Source organism: Micromonospora sp. PRAS1, assembly GCF_059553435.1.
The window spans coordinates 292305-317455 of the sequence record NZ_JCANNB010000002.1; the positions used below are offsets into that span (position 1 = coordinate 292305).

Below are 25151 nucleotides of genomic sequence, written 5' to 3' on the forward strand. Positions count from 1 at the left end.
TGTCCCCATGACCGTAGGAGCCGCCGTCAGCACCGTCGGAGCCGAACGCCTGCCCGCGTCGGTGCGTACCCTCACCTCGCTGTCTCGGATCGACTACGCCGACCACTTCGCGCTACCGACCGACGCCGCCGCCGCGACTGTCGAACGGTGGGCCCGGGTGATGTTCGGTGACACGCCCGACGCCATCGAGCTGTTTCTGTGGCGAGGCCTGATGGGCCTGCGGCTCAGCCGGACCGCGTCAGCGGACACCGTAGCCGGCTGGCAGATCGGCGAGCAGGGAGACGATTGGATCCGACTCGAGGCTGACTCTTGGTTCCTGGCCGCCAACCTGGTCGTCCAAGCAAGCGGCGACAGCGTGGCTCTGGGAACATTCCTACGCTACGACCGCTGGCTGGCACACCTGGTCTGGCCTCCGCTGTCGGCCCTGCATCGTCGGCTCGTGCCCGGCGTTCTGCGCAAAGCGGCGTCCCGGATCGCGGCGTCCCGAATCGCGGCGTCCCGAATCGCGGCGTCCCGGATCGCGGCGGGCAAGGCCCACAGCGGGGTGTCGAGCCGATGATGAAGGCATTGGATCGGCCGATCGCCACGATGCAGGGCTTGTGGCTCAAGGCCACCATCAAGATGGCCCCGCCGGCGGCCGGGCCGACCACCGGCACGTTCGGCACATCCATGGCACGCCAGCCCCTGCGCGTCGCCGTCCTCGGCGACTCCACGGCGGCCGGGTGTGGGGTCGACAACCATGACGAGAGTTTCACCGGATGGCTCGCCAGTGAGCTGACTTTGCGGACGCAGCGGCCTGTGCAGTGGCAGGTGGTCGGCCAGTTCGGCGCCACCGCGCGCCGGATTCGCTATCGGCTCCTGCCCCGGATCGGCGAGAAGCTCGATGCGGCTGTGCTCCTGGCTGGCGGCAACGACGTGATGGGCGGCCGGCACCCCGACGACTGGGCCGCTGACCTGGCGGCCATCGTCGACGATCTCATCGAGCGTTCCGGACACGTGATCGTGGCCGGCATTCCGCCGTTCGCGCTGTTCCCATCGATCCCCCCGGCCCTTGGCCGGGTGCTGACCGCGCGTGCCGAGGCACTCGACGAGGTCTCGCGCGACATCTGCCGGACGCGCCCGGGCACCACCTGGGTCACGATGACCGAAATCCCGCCGCAGCACTTCTTCGCCACGGACCGGTTCCACCTTTCGGCGGCCGGCTACCGGCGCTGGGCCCAGGTTATCGCCGACCACATTCCGGTCTGACGCATCGCATTCGGTCGCCGAGGGGCAACCGAATACCTTCGCGTCCGATATATTGAGCCGCGTGGACACACCGTTGCGCGAACCCACATTCCTCATCCTCACCGCGCTGGCCCGCGAGCCGATGCACGGCTACGCGATCATCGGCGAGGTCGACACCCTTTCCGCCGGGCGGCTCTCGCTGCGCCCCGGCACCCTCTACGGTGCGCTGGACCGGCTCACCGACGCCGGCCTGGTCGAACTCGACCGCGAGGAGACCGTCGACGGCCGGCTGCGCCGCTACTACCGCCTCTCCCCCGCCGGGGACGCCACCCTGGCCGCCGAGACCGAGCGGCTCAGCCACAACGTCGAAGCGGCCAGCGCTCGGCTGCGCGCCCGCCGGGCAACCCAGCCGTTGACCCCGCGTACCGCCGGAGGGCTGGCATGACCGCGCTGGAGCGCCGCTACCGGCGCCTGCTGTGGGCGTACCCGGCGGACTACCGCCACGACCGCGGCGACGAGATCGTCGGGACGTACCTCGACCTGGCCGGCCCGGGGCGACGCTGGCCCTCCCTCGCGGACGTCGCGGACCTCGGGCGCGGCGGCCTCCGTCAGCGACTGCGGGCCGCCGGCGCCATCGACCTGATCCCCGGGGTACGCCTCGCCGGGCTGCTCGCGCTGACCACCGCCGCCTTCCTCACCGGCTTCTGGCTGCTCGCCGAGCAACGCCTGCCGCCGGCCGAGGCGGAGGTGCCGGTGTTCGGCCCGTTCGTCTCGGTCGGGATCGTCGCGTGGTGCGGCTGGCTGCTCGCCGTGCTGGTCGCGGCCGTCGCACCGGGCCGCCCCACCCGAGCGGCGATCGCCCTGGCGTTGCTGGCGACCGCGCTGCTGCCGGTGATCAGCGCGGTCGCCGGCGCGCCCCGGCCGCCGCTGCTGGTGCTGGTGCCGCAGGTCGCGCTCGGCGTGCTGGCGCTCGCGGTCGGCGACCACCTGCCGCCGCCGGCCCGGGCCCTGCCGGTTGCGGCGGCGGTCGTCGGCGGCGGCTTCTCCTACGTGATGGGCTTCGGTTCCTACTGGGGTGCGTACCGCGGCGGCAGTGAAGAGTTCCTGCCTGCGGTCGGCACGGTGCTGCTGGGCGTCACCCTGCTGCTCGCGATCGGGCTGGGCATGCGCCGCGATGCACGCGGCGGCTGGGCCGTGCTGGCCCTGCTCACCCCGGTCGGGCTGCTCAACGTGCACATCCTGGCCGGTGCGGCGGACGGCCTCGCCAGCGCTGCACCGCGCCCCAGCTACCCCACCCTGGTCGCCGCCGCGCTCGCCGTCGCCCTGATCGGGCCGACCCTGCTGCCGGCCGCCGTCGCCCTGCGCCGCCGCCTCGGCACCCCACCCGCCGAACCCTGCCCCACCTGCGGCGCGCGTCGCTGAGGATCACCCGGATCGCTGACGGTGCAGCGACTCGACACGCCGAGGCAGAAGTCGCCACACCGTCAGCGATCGCAGTTCCTCATCAGCGACGCAGGCGGGTCAGCGACGCAGGCGGGTCAGCGGCGCAGGCGGGTCAGCGGCGCAGGCGGGATGAGCGACCCAGTGCCCAGATCGCGGCAGCCAGCACCAGCACGGTCATCGCCACCGCACCGGGTGCCTTCACCAGTCGGGCCACGTTGGTGCCGTCCGGCAGGGCGAGGAAGGACACCACCGCAGCGGGGAGCACGAACCAGGTGGTCCGGGTGGCCGCCACCGCGAGCACCGCCAGCGGCCAGGTCGCGTACCACGGATGAAAAACCGGCGAGAGCACCACGGTCGCCGCCAACCCCACCCCCGCCGCGTTGATCATGAAGTTATTGCCCTCGGTAAGCGCTTTCCGTGGCAATAACTTCATGATCGACGAACTGGTGCGGCGGGCGGTGGACCAGGTGTGGTGCCAGAGTGCGAGCAGGAACGCGGCGAGCAGGAGCAGGCCGGCGGCGCGGGTGACCGGCACCGCGTCGAGGTGGCGGCCGAACAGGTCCCCGGCGTAGTCGACGACCATGCCGACGGCGGTCGACGGCGAGGTCCACTGCACGGTGTCGCCGCTGCGGCCCAGCCCAGCGAGCCAACCACCAGGCCCGAGACCAGCGAGCAGCGAGGGGGCCACCAGCCCGCCGAGCACCCCGACGAGCAGCGGCCCGCCATCGCGCAGCAACGTCGCCACGCGGGGTCGGCCCCGCACGGCGGCCAGTGCCGCGAACGGCACCACCACCACGGCAGTGACCTTCACCGACACCGCAAGCCCGAGCAGCACCCCGGCGAGCAGCAGCCAACCCAGACCCCGCAGCGCCTCCATCCAGCCCGGCAGCGTTCCCGACAGCGACTCCGACGGTGCCGACAGCGACGCCGACGGTCTTGACAGCGGCGCCGACCGTCCCGACAGCGACGCCGACGGTCCCGACAGCGACTCCGACGGTCTTGACAGCGACGCCGACGGTCCCGACGGTGTTGACGGCGGCGCCGGCCGGGCCGGGCGGCGGGTCACCAGCAGCAGGGCGGGCAGGAGCAGGCCGAGCATCACCGCGTCGTTGTGCGCGCCGGCCACCAGGTGCACGCCGACCAGTGGGCAGGCCAGCAGCAGCCAGACCGCCCGCCGGGGCGGCACGCCCACCGCCCGGGCCAGGCCCGGCAGGCAGGCCGCCGCCGCCAGCAGCCCGGCCACCGCGAGCAGCCGCAACAACAGCACCGTGCCGATCAGGCCACCACCGAGCAGCACGGCCAGCGCGGCAAGCAGCACGAAGAAGGGACCGTACGGGGCCGGGGTGTCCCGCCAGACCGGCGCCACCGCGTCCAGCCAGGGGCAGCCGGCCGCGCCCACCCCGGTGACGTACGGGTCACCGCCGTCGGCGTACACCCAGCCCTGGCAGGCGTACGAGTAGACGTCGCGGCTGCCGAGCGGGGCGGTGACCAGTAGCGGCAACGCCCACAGCCCGGCGGTTACGTACGCCCACCGGGTCGACGGGGCACCGCCGCGCAGCGCCCACCAGGCGCCGACCATGGCGGTGGTGCCGAGCAGCCACAGCGCCACGGCCAGCGGAGCGTTTCCGGAGTTTCGCGTGGTGATGGCGTCGGGCAGTGCGCCGCCGAGATACCCGGCGACCGCGAGCGACACCGCCCCGGCCAACCCGATCCAGCGGACGTTCCGGTCTCGTCCGGTGGGCGGCCGGGCGTCGCGGCCGGTAGCCGAGTCGGTGGCGACGGCCGGGGCGGATCGGGAGATGCCGGGGTCGGTCACCGCCGTACCTCTCCTCAGTCGGCAGCAGCCGGCTGAACTCATCCGCGACCCGGCCCGATCGACGGCGCAGGCCCGCGCGAACCGCCTCTAGCCGGCGGGAACCGGGCGGGCCCTCAGTCGGCGGGGACCGGTTGGCGGGCCGCCCGAGCCGACCGTACCAAGCGGACGGCCACCACGATCACGAACAGCGTCATCAGCGGCGCACCGACCGTCTTGGTGTACCGGGGCAGCCCGGTGCCGTCGGCCAGCACGTGGAACGAGGAGTACACCGTCACCGCGCTGAACCACCAGGTGCGGTGGGCGGTGGCCGCGAGCAACGCCAACGGCCAGAACCAGTACCAGGGGTGGAACAGCGGGGCCAGCGCCACCGTCGCGGTCAACGCCAGCGCGGCGTGCCAGAGCGGTTCGCGGTATCGGGCCCGGAACCAGAGCCACACCAGCAGCACCGCCAGCACCACCACGGCGATGCCCCGGGTCACCGGCAGCGCGTCGACGTGCAGGCCGAACGGCAGCGCCAGGTAACCGATGGTCTGCCCGATCGCGGTCGGCGGCGAGGTCCAGGCGATCACCTCGTTGCCGTGCGAGAGCCCGGTGATCCAGCCCAGGTCCAGCCCGGCGGCGAGGGTCACCCCGAACACCGTCCCGACCGCCCCGCCGACCACCGGCGTACCGTCGCGCAGCAGCCCGCGCAGCGAGAACCCGTCGGCGATCGCGGCGAGCGCCGCGAACGGCACCACCACCAGCGCGGTCACCTTGATCCCGGCGGCCAGGCCGAGCACCATCCCGCCGGCCAGCAGCGGCCAGGTGCGGCCCGGCCGGCTGACCACGATGGCCAGTCCGGCCACCAGCAGCCCGACCATCAACGCGTCGTTGTGCACCCCGGAGATCAGGTGCACCCCCACCAGCGGGCTGGCCAGTGCGAGCCAGAGCGCCCGCTCGACCGGTACACCACAGCGGCGGGCCAGCACCGGCAGGCAGGCCGCGGTCAGCGCCACGCCGGCCACCGCGAGCACCCGGAACAGCGCGATGCTGCCGAGCAGCGACCCGGTCGCCGCGACCACCGCACCCGAGAGCACCACGAAGAGCGGTCCGTACGGGGCCGGGGTGTCCCGCCAGATGTACGACATGGTGTCCAGCCACGGGCAGGGCAGGGTGGAGACGCCGTACTCGTACGGGCTGATGCCGTTGGCGTAGCTCGCCCCCTGGCAGGCGTACGCGTACGCGTCGCGGCTACCCAGCGGCGGTGTGACCAGGAACGGCAGCATCCACAGCCCGGCGGTGACCAGGGCCCACCGCGCCGACGGCACCCGGTCCCGCAGCACCCACCAGGCGACCGCCATGGCGACCGTGCCGACCAGCCACAACCCGATGATCAGCGGACCGTTTGGGCCCTGCCAGATCTTCAGCGGGGTGGGTCGCAGGTCTCCGTCGGGCAGGGCGCCACCGAGGAACGCCGCCACGGCGAGCATGGTCGAGCCGGCAAGTCCGATCCAGCGCACGAGGTGATGGGGCACGCCGGACATGCTGCCAGTACCGTGATCGCGGTACGGAGGTGGGCATGCGGGGCAGTCGGGTGGTGGCGCTGGCCGCCGCGTCCGCCGGGGCGTTGGGTGTGGCGTACCTCATCCTGCCGGCGATGGGTTCGGACCTGGCCGCGCAGGTCGCGCGGGCCGATTTCTTCGCCGCGCACGGCCCGTCCCCGGTCGACCTGCGCTGGTACGCCGGGGTCCAGCAGTTCGGCTACAGCCTGCTCGCCCAGCCGCTGATGGCCCTGCTCGGGGTACGCCTCACCGGTGCGCTGGCCCTGATCGGGGCGGCGACCGCGTTCGCGGCGCTGCTGGTGCGTACCGGGGTGCCCCGGCCGCTGCTCGGCAGCCTGGTAGGGGTGGTCACCATCGCCGGCAACCTGGTCTCCGGTCGGGTGACGTACGGCCTCGGGGTAGCCTTCGGCCTCGCCGCCCTGCTCGCCCTCACCTGGTCCCCGGCCGGCTCCCGACCGGCCGACTCACCTCTCCCCGGCTCCCGACCGGCCGACTCACCTCCCGGCGGCTGGCTGGCAGGCGGCTGGCTGCGGCTGGCGCTGGCTGCGGCCGGCGCGCTGCTGGCCTCGGCGACCAGTCCGGTGGCCGGCCTCTTCGTCGGGTTGGCCGGGGTGGCGCTGCTGCTCTCCCGCCGCTACGCCGACGGGCTGGCCGTCGCGGTCGCCGCCGCGCTGCCGCTGGGCGTGACGGCGCTGCTGTTCGGCGACGGTGGCTGGATGAACATCAGCCGCACCGACACGGTCCGGGCCACGGTGACCGCGCTGCTCGTCGCCGTGCTGGTCGGCTATCGCCCGGTACGGCTGGGCGCGCTGCTGGCGGCGGGCGGAGTGGTCGCGGCGGCGCTGGTGCACACTCCGGTCGGTCTGAACGCCACCCGGCTGGCGACCATGTTCGCGCTGCCGGTCCTGGCCGCCGCCGCCCGCCTGCCCGCCTGGCCGACCGGTCGGCCCACCCAGTCGGCTGGGCGGTCCGGACCGGCGGCGCGGTGGCGGGCGCGACGCCCGGTGGCGGCGGTGGCGCTGGCCGCGCTGCTGGTGGCAGTCTGCTGGTGGCAACCGCCGGTGGTCCCCGCCGACCTGCGCAGCATCGGCGACCCGACAAGCGATCCCGGCTACTTCGCGCCGTTGCGCGCCGAGTTGGACCGGCGGGGGCTCACCGGCCGGCTGGAGGTGCCGCCGACCCGGAACTACTGGGAGGCGGCCCGGCTCGGCGACCTGCCGCTGGCCCGGGGCTGGCTGCGGCAGGCCGACATCGACCGCAACCCGCTCTTCTTCACCACCGTGCCGGGTGCCGCCGGCACCGGTGTGCCGCTGGACCCGGACAGCTACCGGGCCTGGCTGGACGAGAACGCGGTGCAGTACGTCGCGGTGCCCGACGCGCCGCTCTCCTGGGTCGGTCGGGCCGAGGCCGAACTGGTCGTGGCGGGCCTGCCGTACCTGACCGAGGTCTGGTCGGAGCGGCGGTGGCGGCTGTACGCGGTGACCGACCCGACACCACTGGTCGGGCCGCCCGGCGAACTGCTCGACGCCGATGGCGCCTCGATCACCTTCCGCGCCGCCCACCCCGGCCCGGTGCCGGTCCGCATCCGATACAGCCGCTGGCTGACCGCCTCCGGTGGCGCGACGGTCTCCGCCGACGGGGACTGGACGACGGTGACGGTCCCCCAGGCCGGGACGTACACCCTCGGCAGCTGAATCACATCTCCAGCACGCGCTCGGTGGCGGCGCGGGAGCGGCGGCCGGTACGCAGGTACTCGTCGAGGAACTCGCCCGGGTCGTCCGCACCGAGCAACCGGACCACGCCGGCCAACTCCACGCCGTGCCGGGGCAGTTGGTCGCCGGCCCGGCCCCGGACCAGCATCAGCGCGTTGCGGACCTGCGCGGCGAGGGTCCAGCCGGCCACCATCGCCTCGGCGTCCACCGGGTCCACCAGGCCGGCGTCCCGGGCGGCGTGCAGCGCGTCGAGGGTACGCGTACCGCGCAGCTGCGGGTACGCACCGGCGTGCCGCAACTGGAGCAGCTGCACCGCCCACTCGACGTCGGCCAGGCCGCCCCGACCCAGCTTGGTGTGGGTGGCCGGGTCGGCGCCCCGGGGCAGCCGTTCGGTCTCCACCCGCGCCTTGATCCGGCGGATCTCGATGATCTGCTCCCGGGTCAGCCCGTCGGCCGGGTAGCGGACCGGATCGACCAGTTGCTCGAACCGGGTGCCCAGGTCGGTGTCGCCGGCCACGCACCGGGCCCGCAGCAGCGCCTGCGCCTCCCACACCCGGGACCAGCGGGCGTAGTACTGCTGGTAGGCGGCGAGGCTGCGGACCAGTGGCCCCTGCCGGCCCTCCGGACGCAGGTCGGCGTCGACGCCGAGCGCCGGATCGGGCGCGGGCATGCCGAGCAGCCGACGCAGTTCCTCGGCGATTGCCTGGGCGGCGGCGCTGGCCGCGCTCTCGGTGACGCCCTCCGGCGGCTCGTAGACGAAGAGCACGTCGGCGTCGGAGAGGTAGTTCGACTCGTAGCCGCCGAGCCGGCCCATCCCGATCACCGCGAACTTCAGTTCCGGCAGGGTCGGCTGGGCGGTCCGGGCGGTGCGCAGCGCGGCGGCGAGGGTGGCGTCGGTGACGGCGGAGAGCGCGGAGCCGACCGCCGTGATGTCGGCCAGGCCGGGCGTCGACCGGTCACCGTCGGGACGCGACGGTGCGAGCGACCCGGCGCGGCTGAGCACGTCGGCGCAGGCGAGGCGGAGCAGTTCCCGCCGGCGCAGCGCGCGTACCGCCCGGATGGCCTCGACCGGGTCACCGGCGTGCCGGGCCGCGGCGGCGGCGAAGCCGTCGTAGAGCACCTCGCGGGGCCGGGGCCGCAGTTCGCTCTCCTCGGCCAGCAGGCGCAGCGCCTCCGGCTCGCGGGCCAGCAGGTCGGCGACGTACCGGGAGGAGGAGAGCACCCGGGCCAGCCGCCGGGCCACCGGCCCGGAGTCGCGCAGCAGCCGCAAATACCAGGGGGTGCTGCCGAGCGAGTCGGAGACCTGCCGGTAGTTGAGCAGGCCGCGATCCGGTTCGGGGGCGTCGGCGAACTCGCTGAGCAGCACCGGCAGCAGGGTGCGTTGGATGGCGGCGGTGCGGCTCACCCCGCCGGTGAGGGCCTGGAGGTGACGCAGCGCCCCGGCCGGGTCGGCGAAGCCGAGGATCTCCAGCCGGTTGCGGGCCGCCTGCGGGGTCAGCCGCAGCCCGTCGGCCGGTACCCGGGCCACCGACTCCAGCAGCGGCCGGTAGAGCAGTTTGGCGTGCAGCCGGCGTACCTCGGTGGCGTGGGTGACCCACTCGGCGCGGAACTCCTCCACCGCGCTGCGGCCGGGCGTGGCGGTGTAGCCGAGCGCGGTGGCGAGCCAGCGCAGCGCCCCCGGCTCGGTCGGCACGGTGTGGGTCCGCCGCAGGCCCTGTAGTTGCAGGCGGTGCTCGACGCCGCGCAGGAAGCGGTAGCCGCGCAGCAGCGCCTCCCCGTCGGCCCGGCCGACGTAGCCGCCGGTGACCAGCGCCCGCAACGCCGGGATGGTGCCGGGGGCGCGCAGCGACTCGTCGCCGCGCCCGTGCACCAACTGGAGCAGCTGCACCGCGAACTCGATGTCCCGCAGCCCGCCCGGGCCGCGTTTGATCTCGCGTTCCAGCTCCTTCGGCGGGATGTTGTCGATGATCTTCCGGCGCATCGCGCGGACGTCCTCGACCGCCTCCGGTCGTTCGGCCGCCTGCCAGAGCAGCGGGGCCAGGGCGTCGATCCACTCCCGGCCCAGCGCCAGGTCACCGGCGGCCGGGCGGGCCTTGAGCAGGGCCTGGAACTCCCAGGTACGCGCCCACCGTCGGTAGTAGGCCAGGTGGCTGGCGAGGGTACGCACCAGCGGCCCCCGGTTGCCCTCGGGGCGCAGCGCGGCGTCGACCGGCCAGGCCACCAGGCCGCAGATGTGGATCAGCCGGGTGGCCACGGTGGTGGCGGTGGCCAGGTCGTCGTCCTCGGCGGCCACGAAGATCACGTCGACGTCGGAGACGTAGTTCAGTTCCCCACCGCCGCACTTGCCCATCGCCACCACCGCCAGCCGAGGCTGCCGGGTGCCCTCGGGCAACTCGTCCACCGCGATCGCGTACGCGGCCGAGAGGGTGGCGTCGGCAAGCGTGGAGAGGGCGGCCATGGTCTGTTCCAGGCCGCGTCCGCCGGTCAGGTCGGCCGCCGCGATGCGCAGCAGCGCCAGCCGGTACGCGCGCCGCAGCGCCGCGATCGGGTTGCCTACACCGGCGCGGCCCCGCGCGGCGGCACCGGCACGACCCGGCGTGGCGGCAGCGGCACCCGGCGCCGGAGCGCCCTGGGGTGGTGCCGCCGGCAGCCACTCCCCGTCGAGCCGCCCGTCGGCGGTCGGCGCCAGCCCGTCCGGCTCGGTGCGCAGCACCGGCCACTGGTCGGGGTTGGCGACCAGGTGGTCCCCCAGCGCGGAGGAGGCGCCCAGCACGGCGATCAGCCGGCGGCGCAGCCCCGGATCGTCGGCCAGGGCGGCGAGCAGCGTGGAGCTGGCGCCGATGCCGGCGGCAGGGTCGGCCACCGTGCCGTTCGGGCCGGCCTCGGCGCGCTGCTCGGCCTCGACCAGCCGGTGCAACTGGCGCAGCGCCAGATCCGGGTCGGCGGCCCGGGACAGCGCGGTGAGCAACTCCTGGGCCTGTTCGTCGGTGGGTTCCTGCGGCTCCGGCCGCCACAGGCCGAGCCCGTTCGGGCCGAGCAGGTCGGCGGCGCGGGCGCCGCCGTCGTCGTCGGCGCTGCCGAAGCCGTAGCGGGCGAGCCGGCCCGTGGCGCTGGTCGGCCGCCCCATCAGTGCCCGAGCAGCGGCAGGCTGCGGCGCGGTCCGCTGTCGTCCAACTCGCCGAGGGCCAGCGCGGCGAACCGCGCGGCGAAGGGCTGCCAAACCTCCTCGATGTCGACGAGCACCGCGTCGCAGGCGGCGATCACCAGCTGCGGGTCGTAACCCAGCTCGGCCAGGAGCGCCGAGTCGTTGGCCCACTCGGTGATCATCGCGGTGTCGCACTCGATGTGGAACTGGAGACCCCAGGCGCGGTCACCGAGCCGGAACGCCTGGTTCGGGTAGCGGGTGGAGGCGGCCAGCAGGGTGGCGCCGACGGGCAGTTCGGTGATCTCGTCGGCGTGCCACTGGAGCACGTCCGGGATCAGCGGCACATACCGGAAGAGCAGATCCGTCTCGGCGGCGTCGCGCCGGCCCACCACGGCCGGACCGACCTCGGGCCCGGAGGGGCTGCGCTCGACCGTGCCGGCGTGCGCGGTGGCGAGCAGCTGCGCGCCGAGGCAGACGCCCAACGTCGGCGTCCGGTGCCGGACCGCCTTGCGCAACAGCCCCTCCACCGCCGGGAGCCACGGCGCCCCGGGCGATCCGTCGCTTCGCGGGTACGCCTGCTGGTCGCCGCCGAGCACCACAAGCGCGGCGTGTCCGGCCAGGTCGGGGGGAACTTCGTCGCCCGCGTACGGGCGGGTCACCGACAGGTCGAGGCCGGCCTCGGTCAGCCACTCGCCCAGCCGCCGCACATCGTCGGTCGGGTCGTTCTCGATCACCAACGCGGTTGCCACGCCGTCGAGGCTATCGGGTCCCGCCGACCGGGGCAGTCCGCGGGACTAGGCTCTTCCGCTGTGCCCGACCACACCGCTGCCGACCACGTGGTACGCCCGCCGGCGCTGCGTCCGGGCGACCCGGTGATGCTGGTCTCGCCCTCGGGACCGACCCGTCCGGAACGGGTGGCCCGGGGCGTCGAACTGCTCACCGGTTGGGGGCTGCGGCCGGTGCTCGCGCCGAACGTGTACGCCCGGCACGGCTACCTGGCCGGTACCGACGCGCTGCGGGCCGCCGACCTGAACACCGCCTTCGCCGATCCCGAGATCCGCGGGGTGATCTGCACCCGCGGCGGTTACGGCGCGCAGCGGGTGGTGGACGCCATCGACATGGCCGCGGTCCGCCGCGACCCGAAGGTGGTGGCCGGCTTCTCCGACATCACCGCGCTCCAGTTGGCGCTCTGGCGCGGGGCCCGGCTGGCCGGGGTGCACGGGCCCGGCGCGGCCTGGCGGGACGAGCGGACCCCGCTGGCCTCGGCGGAGTCGCTGCACGCGGCGCTGACCACCACCGAGCCGGTCACCGTATGCGCCGTGCCGACCGAGGAGACCTTCGGCGTACGCGTGCCGGGGCGCGCCGACGGCCGGTTGCTGGGCGGCAACCTCTGCCTGGTGGTGGCCTCGCTCGGCACCCCGGACATGCCGGACCTGACCGGGGCGGTGCTGCTGCTGGAGGACGTGCAGGAGCCGCCGTACAAGGTCGACCGGATGCTGACCCAGCTGCGTCGCGCCGGTGTGCTGGACGGGCTGGCCGGGGTGGCGGTGGGCCAGTTCAGCGACTGTGCGGACGGCTGGCAGGTGAGCGTCGCCGACGTGCTCACCGAACGGCTCGGCGACCTGGGCGTGCCGGTGCTGGGTGGCCTGCCGATCGGCCACGGGCCCGGCCAGCTCAGCGTCCCGGTCGGCACCCGGGCCACCCTCGACGCCGACGCCGGCACACTTACCGTCACCGCCGCCGTCCGCTGACCCGACCACCCCGGCCAGCCCAGTCGCCCGACAGGCCACCACCCTGGCAGCCCGCCACCCTGGCAGCCCGTCACCTTGGCAGCCCGTCGCCGGACCACCCGGGTGCGCCGGAATTGAAGATTTGTCCGATTTATCGCTGAAATTTGTCAGCTCGCTGACAGCATCGGCACGGGTGCCCCTCAGTCAATGCGGTCACTGTCGGTGACGAAAAGCAATCACCGACGAGTTGGAGGATCGATGTCCCGCACGATCTCGAAGAAGCACCTGCTGGGCGGACTGGCCGCCGCCGGTGTGCTCGCCGTGGGGATCGCCGCTCCCACCGTGGCCCTCGCCGACGACAAGGCCACGCCGAGCGCCAGCGCCAGCGCCGAGGACCAGCGCAAGGACGGCCAGCGGCCGGAGCGCGGGGAGCACCGCCAGGCGTTCGCCGAGGCGCTCGCCGAGGAGCTGGGTGTGCCCGCCGAGCAGGTGACCGAGGCGCTGGAGAAGCTCCGCGAGGAGCACAAGTCGCAGGGCGGTCCGGACGGTAAGGCCGGCGACCGCGAGCGTGGTGGCGACCGCGAGCGTGGTGGCGACCGCGAGCGTGGCGGCCACCGGGGGCCGCAGGGTTCCCCCGAGGACCGCACGGAGGCGCTGGCCGAGCGGCTCGCCAAGGCGGTCGAGGAGGGCAAGCTCACCCAGGAGCAGGCCGACGCGATCACGGCGGCCGTCGAGGCCGGTGTCTTCGGTGGCCCCGGCACGCACGGCGACAAGGACGACTCCGCCGGCAAGGACGACTCCGCCGGCAAGTGACCCTGGTAAGGGCGGGGGCGGCATCCCATCACCGGATGCCGCCCCCGCCGGGTTTCACCCCGCACCGCCCACCCGGATCACCTCAGGTACGGGCCGGTCTCACCGATCTTTCCGGGGGCCGGGTTGCCGGGCAGGCTGAGCACGTACACCCGCAGGTTCTCCTTTCCGCTTACCGCCGCGGTAAGCGTGCCGTTCGTGACGACCTTGACGTCCCCGGTCACCGCGTCGGTGTAGGTGCCGTTGGGTACGCCGGTGAACGTGGCGCTGCCGGAGACGGTGACCAGCGCGAAGCTGTCCACCCCACCCCCGGTGAACCGGCGCTTGTACGCCATCTGGTTGCCGCTGATCCCCTCGGTCGAGTACTGCCCCTTCTGTAGCGCGGGAATGGCCCGGCGAATCTGGTTGAGCCGCTGCACGTGCTTGACCAGCGGCTTGTCCAGGGTCTGGGCGACGGCGCCGGTGGCGCTTGCGACCACGCCGAAGTCGGCGGCGGTGACGCTGCCGGCCAGGTGACCGCCGTAGTAGGCCCGGCCGGTGGTGGCCAGCGGGCAGCTGGGACCGCAGTCGATCGGCGCGCCCTTCTGGAACTCGATCTCAGAGCCGTAGTAGAGCGTCGGGATGCCCCGGAACGTCCACATCAGGCTCATGTTCTCCGCCCACGCGTCGGTGCCGCCGGTGTAGCGCACGGAGGACTTGTTCGGCCCGTAGTCGTGACTGTCGACGTAGACGACGTTGTAGGTCGCGTCGTTGTAGCTGTCATCGGAGTCCCGCCCGTTGCCGAAGGCGTTGTTCGCGTCGCTGAAGTTCATGTGCATCCGCATGTCGATGACGTTCATGCCGGAGAAACGCGAATGGTCGGGAGTGTGGTAGTCGTTGCCGCGCAGGAATGCGTTGTCGCTTGTCGGCTGGTTGCCGGTGCCGAGCAGTTGCTCGTAGTCGTACTGCTCGATCGCGGCGCGGACGTCGTCCGGGCTGTACTCCCGGCGTTCCTTCCAGGTGAAGAACTGCGCGGAGTGGTTGACCGAGCCACGGTTCCACTTGTCGTTGACGAACGCGGCCACCTCACCGAAGACGTAGAAGTCCTTGCCCTTCTCGCCGTGCCGGGCCACCGCGTGCTGCTGGATCGCCGGCAGGAAACGACGGTTCCAGGTGACCCTGGGAATGTGCACGGCGGTGTCGATCCGGAAGCCGTCCACGCCCATGTCGATGTACTTGTTGTAGACGTCGATCAGGTACTGCTGCACCTGCGCGTTCTCGGTGTTGAAGTCGGCCAGGTCCTCGTGCAGCCAGCAACTGCGGGAGTCCTCGCCCTCCCAGTTGCCGATCCAGCACTGGTGGTAGAGGTCGGCCGGGAACAGACCGCTGGTCGGAACGGGCCACTGACAGTGGTAGATGGTGTAGCCCTCCCGGCTGTAGGCGCCGTTCGGGGTGCCCCAGCGCAGGCACCGGTTACCTGTCGAAGCCTGCGACGACCAGAGGTCGCCGTTGTACGGCCTCCCCTTGGCGAGGGCGTTCTGGGCCGCGGTAAGCGTCGGGTCGGCGCCGTCGTGTTCGACCATCGGGTCGTACTCCCGCCCGGCCTGCGGCTGGTCGTAGTACCACTTCCACTGCTCGTCCCGTACGCCGTACACGGTAGGGGTGAAGAGGCCCTTCGCCCCCCACCGTGAGCTGTGGTTGTAGACCACGTCCTGGAAAATCTTGATGCCCTTGCCGTGTGCGGCGTTGATCAGATCCTGGTAGCTCGCGCCGGGGCTCTCCAGGCGCGGGTCTACCCGGTAGAAGTCCCAGCCGTGGTAGCCGTGGAAGTCGTAGTCGGAGCGGTTCAACACCACCGGGGTGATCCAGATGGCGGAGAAGCCGAGCGCCTTGATGTAGTCGAGCTTGTCGACGAGTCCCTGGAAGTCTCCCCGGAACATCGGGTCGTCGTTGGCGGCGTTGCCGGAGCGGACGTGTTGGCTGCCGCCCCGGTTGTTGCTCGGGTCGCCATCGGCGAACCGGGCGGTCATCACGAAGTAGATGGTGTCCTCGCGGGGGTCACCGCCGAGCGGTGCGCCGCCGGCCGGCGCGGGCGGCGCGTCGCCGGTGGTCGCGCTGACCGGGTCGCTCGCCGCCGACCAGTTGCCTGCCTCGTCGCGCGCCCGCACCGTCCAGCGGTACGCGGTACGTGGCAGCAGGCCGGCTGCCACGTGCCGGGTGCCCGTGGTGGTCGTGCGCACCGTCCCCGAGTCGCCGCCGGTGCGGATGACCTCGTACCCGGTCACCGCCCGGTCATCGGTCGACGCCGTCCAGTCGACGGTGACCCGGACCCCGTCCACCGTGGCCCTGAGCCCGGCCGGCACCGACGGTGCGCTGGTGTCCGGTGGAGGTGGAGCCCCGCACGGGTCTGCCGCGGCCGGGGTGACCACGCCGCCGGAGACGGTGCTGCGGCCGGTGCCGATGGTGTAGTCCGCACCGTTGTTGTTGTCCCACTGCCCGGCGCCGTTGTTGAACGCGGCGGTGAGGCCGCTGGCCGTGCCCAGGTCGACCACCTTGCGTGCCCACCCCGCGCAGGCCACCTCCATGGCCGTGCCGGGCACCGCCGTCCAGGTGCCGCCCGTGGGCCGGTAGTGGATGTTCGCAGCGGTCCAGTTGCGGGTGGTGAGCCGGTAGTAGACCTCGGCGCTGGCGCCGGGGGCAGGCGTGCCGGTGGGCGTCGGCGTCGGCGTCGGCGAAGGGTCGGTTCCGGCGCACGGGTTGCCGGCGGAGACCCGACCCGCGGCCACGCGCACCGGTCCGGTGCCCAGCCGGTAGTTCGCACCGTTGTTGTTGTCCCAGACCCCCGCGCCGTTGGTGAAGACCACCTGTAGGCCGTTGGCGGTAGCCAGGTCGATGGTCTTGAGACGCCAGCCGGGGCAGGCGGCGTCCATGGCCACGCCCGGCACCGGGGTCCAACCGGATCCGTCGATGCCGTAGTGGATGTTCACCGACGTGCCCCAGGCGGCCGGTGGCTGGTAGTAGACGGTGACGGTGTTGGCGGCCGATGCCGCGGCCACCGGCAGCAGGCTGGCGACGAGGACGGCGGCGGAGCCGGCCACGGCCCATCGCCTCCACCCTCGGCCGATTCGCCCCGCACGGGTCGACGAACGATGTTCCATGGCTCTCCTGACACCCCGCGCCGGGCTTCGGCCCGGCGCAACAATGCGAAAGGTGTTGCAAGCCCTTGCAGCAAAGGTTGCAGGAAAGTTACCAGCATGTATCCCTCCACACCAGGGGCGCGCTCCAGCTTTAGGGAATTTCCGCCGATCAGACCCCTGAAAGGGACTGCAAGATTTGCAGCGACAGCTGATGTTGGTGATCTACGTCGGTCGTTGGCCACCTCGGTTGGTGATCTACGTCGGTTGGTGGTCACGCCGGTTGAGGTGGTCACGCCGACGACCCCGGCCGGGCACGAAGCCGGCCGGGGTCGCGGAAAGGCGGATCAGTTCAGGCGATGCAGGCGCAGACGATCAGCGCCGCGCCGAAGTGGCTGGCGGCGCTGACCCGGGCCACCGGGTGTGGCTCGTCGGAGCAGACGACCTCGCCGAGCTTGCCCGGGGTGAGCAGGTCCAGCACGAAAAAGGCAAGCGCCATGATGCCCAGGCCGATCAGCCCGAAGAGCACCGTCGAGGCCAGCCCCTTGGCGAAGTCGTGGTAGCTGGTCAGGATCGCGGTGAAGACGATCCCGGCGACGCCGAGCTGGTTGGCGGCGAGCAGCAGACCCGCGTTGGCGTTGCGGCGTACCCAGATCAGGTCCCGCAGCTTGCCGGGCGTGAGCAGGTCGACCAGCACGAAACCGGCGGCCATCAGGCCGACCCCGACGATTCCGAACACCACGCTCTGCCAGGCCCCGCTGAGCAGATCCTCCAGCACCGACTGCCTCCCCGACCGTCGCCGACCTTCTGCGTGCCGGCGGACGCCGGCACGGTGATCGAGACGATAGCGGGAAGGCGCAACGCCGGATCGACCGGCGCGGCTGTCCCCGGGCTACCGCGCGACGCGGGCTAGAGCGACAGGTAACGCTGCCGCTCGTACGGGGTCACCTCGCGGCGGTACTGCTCCCACTCGGAGCGCTTGTTGCGCAGAACGAAGTCGAAGACGTGCTCGCCGAGCACCTCGGCGACCAGCTCCGAGTCGGCCATCACGTCGATCGCCTCGGCGAGGTTCTCCGGCAGCGGCTCGTACCCCATCGCCCGCCGCTCGGCGCTGGTCAGCGACCAGACGTCGTCCTCGGCGCCCGGCGGCAGCTCGTAGCCCTCCTCGATGCCCTTCATCCCGGCACCGAGCAGCACCGCGAAGGCGAGGTACGGGTTGGCGGCCGAGTCGGGCGAGCGGATCTCCACCCGGGCCGAGTTCGGCTTGCCGTACGCCGGGACGCGGACCAGCGCGGAACGGTTCAGATGCCCCCAGCAGACGTACGCCGGGCTCTCGGTGACCCGGTCCGGCAGCGCCTGCGGGAAGAGCCGCTTGTATGAGTTGACCCACTGGTTGGTGACCGCGGTGTACTCCCGGGCGTGGGTCAGCAGGCCGGCGATGAAGGCCCGGGCCACCTTCGAGAGCTTCATCGGGTCGCTCGGGTCGTGGAACGCGTTGCGCTCCCCCTCGAAGAGCGACAGGTGGGTGTGCATCCCGCTGCCCGGCTGGTCGGTGAAGGGCTTCGGCATGAAGGTGGCCTGCACCCCGGTGGAGAGCGCCACCTCCTTGACCACGTGCCGGAACGTCATGATGTTGTCGGCGGTGGTCAGCGCATCCGCGTAGCGCAGGTCGATCTCCTGCTGGCCGGGGGCGACCTCGTGGTGGCTGTACTCGACCGAGATGCCGATCCGCTCCAGCGCGAGCACCGCCTGGCGGCGGAAGTCCCGCGCCACCGCGTGGGTGGTGTGCTCGAAGTAGCCGCCGGTGTCCACCGGCACGGGCACGCTGCCGTCCGCCGGCCCGTTCTCCAGCAGGAAGAACTCGATCTCCGGGTGGGTGTAGAAGGTGAAGCCCTTCTCGGCCGCCCGGGACAACGCCCGGCGCAGCACGTGCCGCGGGTCGGCCCAGGCCGGGCTGCCGTCGGGGAGCAGGATGTCGCAGAACATCCGGGCGCTCTCGCCGCTCACCCCACCCTCGAACGGGAAAACCTGGAAGGTGGTCGGGTCGGGCATGGCCACCATGTCCGACTCGAAGACCCGGGCGAAGCCCTCGATCGCCGAGCCGTCGAACCCGATGCCCTCGTCGAAGGCGGACTCCAGCTCAGCGGGGGCGACGGACACGCTCTTGAGCGTGCCGAGCACGTCGGTGAACCAGAGCCGGACGAAGCGGATGTCCCGCTCTTCCAGCGTACGGAGGACGAACTCCTGCTGACGGTCCACTGTCCCAACCTTCCGCGACTCAATGTCCGCCTTCGACCGGGCTTTGCCCGACCTGACCGACCAGTCTTCACCGGCCCGATTACGCAGACGTTACGCGAATCGCCGGCATCGCGCCCCGTGCAGTCCCGACCGGCGGACCCGCGGCGAGGTGTGCCCGCGCCCACGTGTCGTCCTCATCCCGCTGGGGCAAGATGAGGGCATGCCCACCCTGCGTCTTGCTCTGTGCCAGGTCAACCCCGCCGTCGGTGATCTCACCGGCAACGCCGGCCTCGTCCGGGCCTGGACCCGCCGGGCCGCCGACGCCGGTGCCCAGCTGGTGCTCTTCCCGGAGATGGTGCTGACCGGCTACCCGGTGGAGGACCTGGTCTTCCGGCGCTCCTTCGTCGCCGCCTCGAAGGCGGCGCTCGACCGGCTCGCCGCCGACCTCGCCGCGGACGGGCTGGGCGAGCTGCCGGTCGTGGTCGGCTATCTCGACGCCGACGGCCCGCCGCAGGTCAGCGGGGACGCCGAGCCCGGTCGGGGGGCCCGCAACGCGGCGGCGCTGCTGCACCGGGGCGAGGTCGTGGCCACCTACTTCAAGCACCACCTGCCCAACTACGGCGTCTTCGACGAGGACCGCTACTTCGTGCCCGGGGAGCACCTCACCGTGGTCCGCCTCGGCGGCGTGGACGTGGCGCTGACCATCTGCGAGGACCTGTGGCAGGCCGGCGGTCCGTTCGCCGCCGCGCGGCAGGCGGGGGTCGGGCTGGTGGTCAACATCAACGGCTCGCCGTACGAGCTGAACAAGGACGACGTACGGCTGCCGGTGGTCCGTCGCCGGGCCGCCGAGGCCGGGGCCACCATCGCGTACGTCAACATGATCGGCGGCCAGGACGAGTTGGTCTTCGAGGGCGACTCGATGATCGTCGCCCCGGACGGGACCCTGCTGACCCGGGCCCCACAGTTCGTCGAGCACCTGCTCGTACACGACGTGGAGCTACCGGCGGCGGGCGACGGCGGCAGCGCGACGGTCGCGGACGGCGCGGAGGTCGCCGACGGGCTGCGGGTGGTACGCCGCACGGTCGAGAGCATCCCGCCGGCACCGGCCGGCCCGGCGGCCGTGGGCGGAATCATCGAGCCGGTCGCCGACGAGGCGGAGGTGTGGCAGGCGCTGGTGCTCGGGTTGCGCGACTACGTCGACAAGAACCGCTTCCCGTCGGTGGTGCTCGGACTCTCCGGCGGCATCGACTCGGCGGTGGTGGCGGCCATCGCGGTGGACGCGCTCGGCCCCGACCGGGTGGTGGCGGTCTCCATGCCCAGTCAGCACTCCTCCGAGCACAGCCGCGAGGACGCGGCCGAGCTGGCCAAGCGCACCGGGCTGGACTACCGGGTCGAGCCGATCCAGCCGATGGTGGACACCTTCCTGGCGAACATGTCGCTCTCCGGGGTGGCGGTGGAGAACCTCCAGGCCCGGGTCCGCGGCGTGATCCTGATGGCGCTTTCGAACCAGGAGGGGCCGCTGGTGCTCACCACCGGCAACAAGAGCGAGCTGGCGGTCGGCTACTCCACCCTCTACGGCGACTCGGTCGGTGGCTTCAACCCGATCAAGGACGTCTGGAAGACGCTTGTCTGGCGGCTGGCCAAGTGGCGCAACGCCGAGGCGGCCCGGGCGGGCGCGACCCAGCCGATCCCGGAGAACTCGATCGGCAAGCCGCCCAGCGCCGAGCTGAGCCCCGGCCAGCTCGACAGCGACTCGCTGCCCGACTACGACGTACTCGATCCGATCCTGATCGGCTACGTCGACGGCGACCTCGGCCGCGACGGCCTGGTGGCCTCCGGCCACGACCCGGCCGTGGTGGACAAGGTGCTGCGGATGGTGGATACCGCGGAGTACAAGCGCCGACAGTCCGCCCCCGGCACGAAGATCTCCATGAAGGCATTCGGCCGGGACCGGCGCCTGCCGATCACCAACCGCTGGCGGGAGGACGGCTGAGCGCCGGGGAGTGAATTCCTCCACTCCGCCCTGCCGCCGCCCGCCCGCACGGTGGGACGATCGCGGCGGAGCCCGGGGACCGCGTACGCGGCCTCGAGGAAGGAGACAGTCATGGTGGAATCCACCCCGGCCGAGGTGACCGCCCTCTACGGCGGCCCGGCCACCCGACGGGTCCGTACCCGCGATCTGATCGCCGCCAAGGAGCGCGGCGAGAAGTGGGCGATGCTCACCTCGTACGACCAGTACACGGCCTCGATCTTCGACGCCGCCGGCATCCCGGTGCTGCTGGTCGGCGACTCGGCGGCGAACAACGTCTTCGGCTACGAGACCACCCTGCCGGTGACCGCCGAGGAGCTGCTGCCCCTGGTCCGGGCGGTGGTCCGGGCCACCCGGCACACGCTCGTCGTCGGCGACCTGCCGTTCGGCTCGTACGAGGAGGGGCCGCCGCAGGCGCTGCGCACCGCCGTCCGGTTCATGAAGGAGGGCGGCTGCCACGCGGTGAAGCTGGAGGGCGGCCGGCGCTGCGCCGACCAGATCGCCGCCATCGTCGGCGCCGGCATCCCGGTGATGGCCCACATCGGGTTCACCCCGCAGAGTGAGCACACGCTCGGTGGCTACCGGGTGCAGGGCCGCGGCGACACCGCCGAGGAGGTGCTCGCCGACGCCCGGGCCGTGGCCGAGGCGGGCGCGTTCGCGGTGGTACTGGAGATGGTCCCCGGCGAGGTTGCCAAGCGGATCACGGCCGAGCTGGCGATCCCCACGGTGGGCATCGGCGCCGGCCCGGAAACCGACGCCCAGGTGCTGGTCTGGCAGGACATGGCCGGGCTACGCGCCGGTAGGACGCCACGCTTCGTGAAACGCTACGCCGACCTGGCCGGCACCCTGGGCGAGGCGACCCGCCGCTTCGCCGACGAGGTCCGCGACGGCAACTTCCCCGCCGCCGAACACACCTTCTGAGCCCGCGTCGGCGGCGGTCTGGCACGCCCGGGCGGGGCCACCACGCCACGCCACGCACGTCACGTGAAGTCACGTCACGTCACGTCACGGACCGCCGCCGACCCGACCCACCCCAGCCGACTCAGCCGAGCCCAACCGACCCAGCCGAGCCCAACCGAGCCCAACCGAGCCCAGCCGAGCCCAGCCCAGCCGAGCCCAGCCGACCCAGCCGAGCCCAGCCGACCCAGCCGAGCCCAGCCGACCCAGCCGAGCCCAGCCGACCCAGCCCAGCCGAGCCCAGCCCAGTCCGACCCGACGCAGTCCGACCCGACGCAGGCCGGTGCTGGGTCGTCGCCCGGGCCCGCTTCTCCTGGGTGTGCTTCCAGGCGTCAGCCGGTGACCAGGCAGAACGGGTGACCGGCGGGGTCGAGGTAGACCCGCCAGCGGTCGCCGCCCGGCTGGAAGCCGGCCTTGGTGGCGCCCAGGGCCAGCACCATGGCCTCGGCCTCGTCGACATCGTCGACGGCGAAATCGAGGTGCAGCTGCTGCGGGCTTCGTTGGTCGGGCCAGCTGGGCGGCTGGTAACCATCGACGCGCTGGAAGCCGATGTAGAGACCGTTCGGTCCACTGAGCCCGGCGAAGTCGTCGGTGGAGTTGGGCGCGACTTCGAGCCCGGTGGCCTGCCGGTAGAACTCAACCAGCGCCGTCGGGTCCGGACAATCGACCGTGATCGCCGTGACGGTCAACTTGGGCGGCATGCCCCGAGCCTAACCCCGCTCCCCCGCCCACGGGTCCCACCTGTCCGCCGCAGCCACCCGCGAGTGATCGGACCCTGCACAGACCGGCGGCGAACTGCTGCCCGGCGTCAGCCAACCCGCATCAACAGACCGGCGGCGAACTGCTGCCCGGCGTCAGCCAACCCGCATCACACGAGCTGCCGCCCCTCGACGGCCGGCAACACCCTCGACGGACACACCGCCTGCCACGCGGCGTCCCACCAGCTCTTTCTCACGGCGGGCGAGGGCGGTTCGCTGGCCTTCCGTCGGCGACGGGGACTCCACTGCGGGCGCGGGCGACTTGTCGGCCCACCATCGGTGGTCGCGCGTGAGCCGTCCTGGCGGTGCGTCGAGGGCGCCCGCTCGGTCCCTGAGTGGACTGCGGCACGCTCGGCCCCTGGTATCCGTTCGGTTCCTGGTATGCGTTTGGCCCCTGGTATCCGTTCGGTTCCTGGTATGCGTTTGGCCCCTGGTATCCGTTCGGTTCCTGGTATGCGTTCGGCCCCTGGTATCCGTTCGGCCCCTGGCGTGCGTTCGGTACCTGAAGGAAATGTGCGTTCGGTTCCCGAAGGAGGTGCGCGCCCGCTCCATGCCGACGGGAGTGCGGCGACGGGCCGCGGCGAAGATGGTTGCGGCGGGGACGCCGCTCCGGATCGAGCCAACCGGGCGGGACGAACTCGGGATGCCCGTCGGCGGCGAGCTGGACCCGCCAGCCGTGGTGATGCACTTGGCGGTGGTGGTGCCGGCAGAGCAGTACCGCGTTGGCGAGACTGGTGGGACCTCCGTCGGACCAGTGCCGCAGATGGTGACCCTCACACCAGCGAGGCGGACGGTCGCAGCCGGGGAACGCACAGCCGCCGTCGCGCAGGACCAGTGCCCGGCGCAGCGGCCCCGAGAAGAGCCGGCGCTGCCGGCCCACGTCGAGCACCTGACCCGCGCCGCCGAGCACGGCCGGCAGCACCGCCGCGTCGCAGGCCAGCCGGCGTACCGTCGCGGGTGTCAAGGTCTGACCGCTGTCCAGGGTGCCGGGCCCGAGCCGCCCGGCGAGCAGGTCGTACGCGGTGGTGACGACGACCTGGGCGGCGTCGGCGCCGTGCTCGGGCAGCTCACCGGTGCGCAGGGCAAGTCGACAGAGGTCACCGAGCGCGTCGTGGCGACGTTGCCCGGGCGTACGCGAGTCGTCCGGCCCGCTGGGCGCGGTCAGCGGCTCGATGGCGGCCCGGAGCAGGGCGGCGGTCTCGGCATCGAGGCTGCCGGCCAGTCGTGCCCGGCCGGCACGCGGCTCGGAGAGGCTGAGGTGCCGCTCCCGTGCCGCGCGAGCGGCCTCGGCCTCCAGGGCTCTGGCGGCGGTTGCCTCGGCGATCTCCGGGGCCACGTGGTCGAGGATGCGCGCACCGAGGCGGCGCAGCGCGACCGGGTCGAACTGCCCGGCCCACTCCACCAGGAGCGTGGTGGCCCGCTCGGCCGCCTCGGCGCCCGCCTCCCGCGACACTCCCGCCGCGATGTCGACGATGACCCTGGCCTGGTCTTCGTCGAGTTGGCCGCCGCCGAGGGCGAGCCGGACCTGGTCGGGCCCGGCGTCAAGCGCAGCCGCCAGGTCGACCAGCCGTCGCGCGGCCGGCACGCCGAGCCGCAGCCGGTCGCGGAGCCAGACTGCGGTGGACGAGGCACCCTGGGCCGCCGGCACCCCTCGGCCGTCCAGCTCACGCACGAGAGCCAGCTTCACCGCAGCGAGCCGCTGCTCCAGCCGGTGCACCGCGTCGAGGGCCTCGACGAGCTGCCCCTCCGGCATGGCCCAGGCGGCAGCGTCGACGCACGATCGCGTCGCTGCCTCGGCCCGCGCCAGCTCCTCCAACACACGGTCAAGCTAGAACACACGTACGACAAAGTTCTTGCCACGACGCGAGAACAGCGGCCCCGGACGGCGGGTGCGGACCGCAGATCCAGTGCGGTCAGACGTCGGTGACGCGGATGCCGGCGTGGGCCTTGTAGCGACGGTTGATGGCGATCAGGTTGGCGGTGAACGCCTCGATCTGGTGGGCGTTGCGCAGCCGTCCGGCGTAGATGCCCCGCATGCCGGGGATGCGGGCGGCGAGCGCGGCGACGATGCCGGCCAGTTCCCGCTCCTCGGTGCAGATCAGCACGTCGAGATCGATCCGGTCGATCTCCGGATCGGCCAGCAGTGGCGCGCTGACGTGGTTGAACGCCGCGCAGACGCGGGAGTCGGGCAGCAGGGCGGCGGCCTGCTGGGCGGCACTGCCCTCGGGCACCGGCAGCGCGTACGGACCCTGCTTGTCGAAGCCGAGCGGGTTCACGCAGTCGATGACGATCTTCCCGGCGAGCGGCTCGGCGAGCGCGCTGACGGTGGCGGCGTGCCCGTCCCAGGGCACCGCGACGATCACCACGTCGCTACGCCGGGCCACCTCGTCGTTGTCCGCTCCGCTGACGCCACCGGCCGGCACGCCCGGCAACGCGGCGATCTCCTCGGCCGACCCGGCGGCCCGGTCGGCGGCACGGGAACCGATCAGCACCTGCTGGCCGGCCCGGGCGAACCGGTAGGCGAGCCCCCGGCCCTGATCGCCGGTGCCGCCGATGATGCCGACGATGAGCCCGGAGACGTCGGGCAGGTCGCTCGGGTCGTATGCCATGGACGCCATCCTCGCAAATCTCT

The 25151-nt window shown here is 72.8% G+C and carries 19 protein-coding genes; 9 read left to right on the forward strand and 10 right to left on the reverse strand.

The window, feature by feature from the left end; genetic code table 11:
- The first annotated feature begins 7 nt into the window (after positions 1-7).
- From AC507J_RS03630 to AC507J_RS03645, 4 genes are all read left to right on the forward strand, one after another.
- The gene (locus AC507J_RS03630; RefSeq protein WP_496287606.1) at positions 8-559 is read left to right on the forward strand and encodes a hypothetical protein; all 552 of its coding nucleotides are present in this window, start codon (positions 8-10) and stop codon (positions 557-559) included.
- Positions 556-1248 carry an SGNH/GDSL hydrolase family protein gene (locus AC507J_RS03635; protein WP_496287607.1) on the forward strand — a complete coding sequence of 231 codons (693 nt, stop codon included), beginning with the start codon at positions 556-558 and terminating at the stop codon, positions 1246-1248. The genes AC507J_RS03630 and AC507J_RS03635 overlap by 4 nt, the downstream gene beginning before the upstream one ends.
- 61 nt (positions 1249-1309) lie before the next feature.
- Positions 1310-1672, forward strand: coding sequence for a PadR family transcriptional regulator (locus AC507J_RS03640; protein ID WP_496287608.1), 363 nt, complete (start codon positions 1310-1312; stop codon positions 1670-1672).
- Positions 1669-2649 (forward strand): hypothetical protein, encoded by a 981-nt coding sequence (locus AC507J_RS03645; protein ID WP_496287609.1) that lies wholly within the window; start codon positions 1669-1671, stop codon positions 2647-2649. Before AC507J_RS03640 ends, AC507J_RS03645 begins: the two co-directional genes overlap by 4 nt.
- Before the next feature lie 133 nt (positions 2650-2782).
- Here the strand turns inward: AC507J_RS03645 and mptB (AC507J_RS03650) are convergent, their stop codons facing one another.
- Positions 2783-4471, reverse strand: coding sequence for a polyprenol phosphomannose-dependent alpha 1,6 mannosyltransferase MptB (gene mptB / locus AC507J_RS03650; protein ID WP_496287645.1), 1689 nt, complete (start codon positions 4469-4471; stop codon positions 2783-2785).
- Between the two features lie 128 nt (positions 4472-4599).
- The gene (gene mptB, locus AC507J_RS03655; protein ID WP_496287610.1) at positions 4600-6000 is read right to left on the reverse strand and encodes a polyprenol phosphomannose-dependent alpha 1,6 mannosyltransferase MptB; all 1401 of its coding nucleotides are present in this window, start codon (positions 5998-6000) and stop codon (positions 4600-4602) included.
- 44 nt (positions 6001-6044) lie between these two features.
- Here mptB (AC507J_RS03655) and AC507J_RS03660 point away from each other — a divergent pair, with 44 nt between their 5' ends.
- Entirely contained in the window at positions 6045-7721 is a 1677-nt protein-coding gene (locus tag AC507J_RS03660) for a hypothetical protein (RefSeq protein WP_496287611.1), read from the forward strand.
- Between the two features lies 1 nt (position 7722).
- Here the strand turns inward: AC507J_RS03660 and AC507J_RS03665 are convergent, their stop codons facing one another.
- Together AC507J_RS03665 and AC507J_RS03670 are read right to left on the reverse strand one after the other, a co-directional pair.
- On the reverse strand, positions 7723-10866 hold the full coding sequence (locus AC507J_RS03665) for a bifunctional [glutamine synthetase] adenylyltransferase/[glutamine synthetase]-adenylyl-L-tyrosine phosphorylase (protein ID WP_496287612.1): 3144 nt from the start codon (positions 10864-10866) through the stop codon (positions 7723-7725).
- A complete protein-coding gene (locus tag AC507J_RS03670; RefSeq protein WP_496287613.1) occupies positions 10866-11633 on the reverse strand; it encodes a type 1 glutamine amidotransferase in 768 nt (255 codons plus the stop codon). The genes AC507J_RS03665 and AC507J_RS03670 overlap by 1 nt, the downstream gene beginning before the upstream one ends.
- 126 nt (positions 11634-11759) lie before the next feature.
- Between AC507J_RS03670 and AC507J_RS03675 the strand changes: the two genes are divergently transcribed.
- Positions 11760-12635 (forward strand): S66 peptidase family protein, encoded by an 876-nt coding sequence (locus AC507J_RS03675; RefSeq protein WP_496287646.1) that lies wholly within the window; start codon positions 11760-11762, stop codon positions 12633-12635.
- A 237-nt stretch (positions 12636-12872) separates the two neighbouring features.
- Positions 12873-13427, forward strand: coding sequence for a hypothetical protein (locus tag AC507J_RS03680; RefSeq protein WP_496287614.1), 555 nt, complete (start codon positions 12873-12875; stop codon positions 13425-13427).
- 77 nt (positions 13428-13504) lie between these two features.
- Here the strand turns inward: AC507J_RS03680 and AC507J_RS03685 are convergent, their stop codons facing one another.
- From AC507J_RS03685 to AC507J_RS03695, 3 genes are all read right to left on the reverse strand, one after another.
- A complete protein-coding gene (locus AC507J_RS03685; RefSeq protein ID WP_496287615.1) occupies positions 13505-16501 on the reverse strand; it encodes a carbohydrate binding domain-containing protein in 2997 nt (998 codons plus the stop codon).
- 388 nt (positions 16502-16889) lie between these two features.
- Positions 16890-17315, reverse strand: coding sequence for a DUF350 domain-containing protein (locus AC507J_RS03690; RefSeq protein ID WP_496287616.1), 426 nt, complete (start codon positions 17313-17315; stop codon positions 16890-16892).
- Between the two features lie 131 nt (positions 17316-17446).
- Positions 17447-18796, reverse strand: a complete 1350-nt coding sequence (locus AC507J_RS03695) for a glutamine synthetase family protein (protein ID WP_341717031.1) — start codon at positions 18794-18796, stop codon at positions 17447-17449.
- Positions 18797-18995: 199 nt separating this feature from the next.
- Here AC507J_RS03695 and AC507J_RS03700 point away from each other — a divergent pair, with 199 nt between their 5' ends.
- Positions 18996-20768: an NAD+ synthase gene (locus AC507J_RS03700; protein ID WP_496287617.1), complete on the forward strand. Its 1773-nt coding sequence runs from the start codon at positions 18996-18998 to the stop codon at positions 20766-20768.
- 111 nt (positions 20769-20879) lie between these two features.
- Positions 20880-21725 (forward strand): 3-methyl-2-oxobutanoate hydroxymethyltransferase, encoded by an 846-nt coding sequence (panB, locus tag AC507J_RS03705; RefSeq protein WP_496287618.1) that lies wholly within the window; start codon positions 20880-20882, stop codon positions 21723-21725.
- 368 nt (positions 21726-22093) lie between these two features.
- Here panB and AC507J_RS03710 read toward each other — a convergent pair whose 3' ends face one another.
- The 3 genes from AC507J_RS03710 to npdG form a co-directional block, all read right to left on the reverse strand.
- Complete coding sequence (locus AC507J_RS03710; RefSeq protein ID WP_496287619.1) at positions 22094-22462, reverse strand: VOC family protein; 369 nt, start codon at positions 22460-22462, stop codon at positions 22094-22096.
- Between the two features lie 250 nt (positions 22463-22712).
- Entirely contained in the window at positions 22713-24338 is a 1626-nt protein-coding gene (locus AC507J_RS03715) for an HNH endonuclease signature motif containing protein (RefSeq protein WP_496287620.1), read from the reverse strand.
- A gap of 94 nt (positions 24339-24432) precedes the next feature.
- Positions 24433-25128, reverse strand: coding sequence for an NADPH-dependent F420 reductase (gene npdG / locus AC507J_RS03720; RefSeq protein WP_496287621.1), 696 nt, complete (start codon positions 25126-25128; stop codon positions 24433-24435).
- Between the last annotated feature and the right edge of the window lie 23 nt (positions 25129-25151).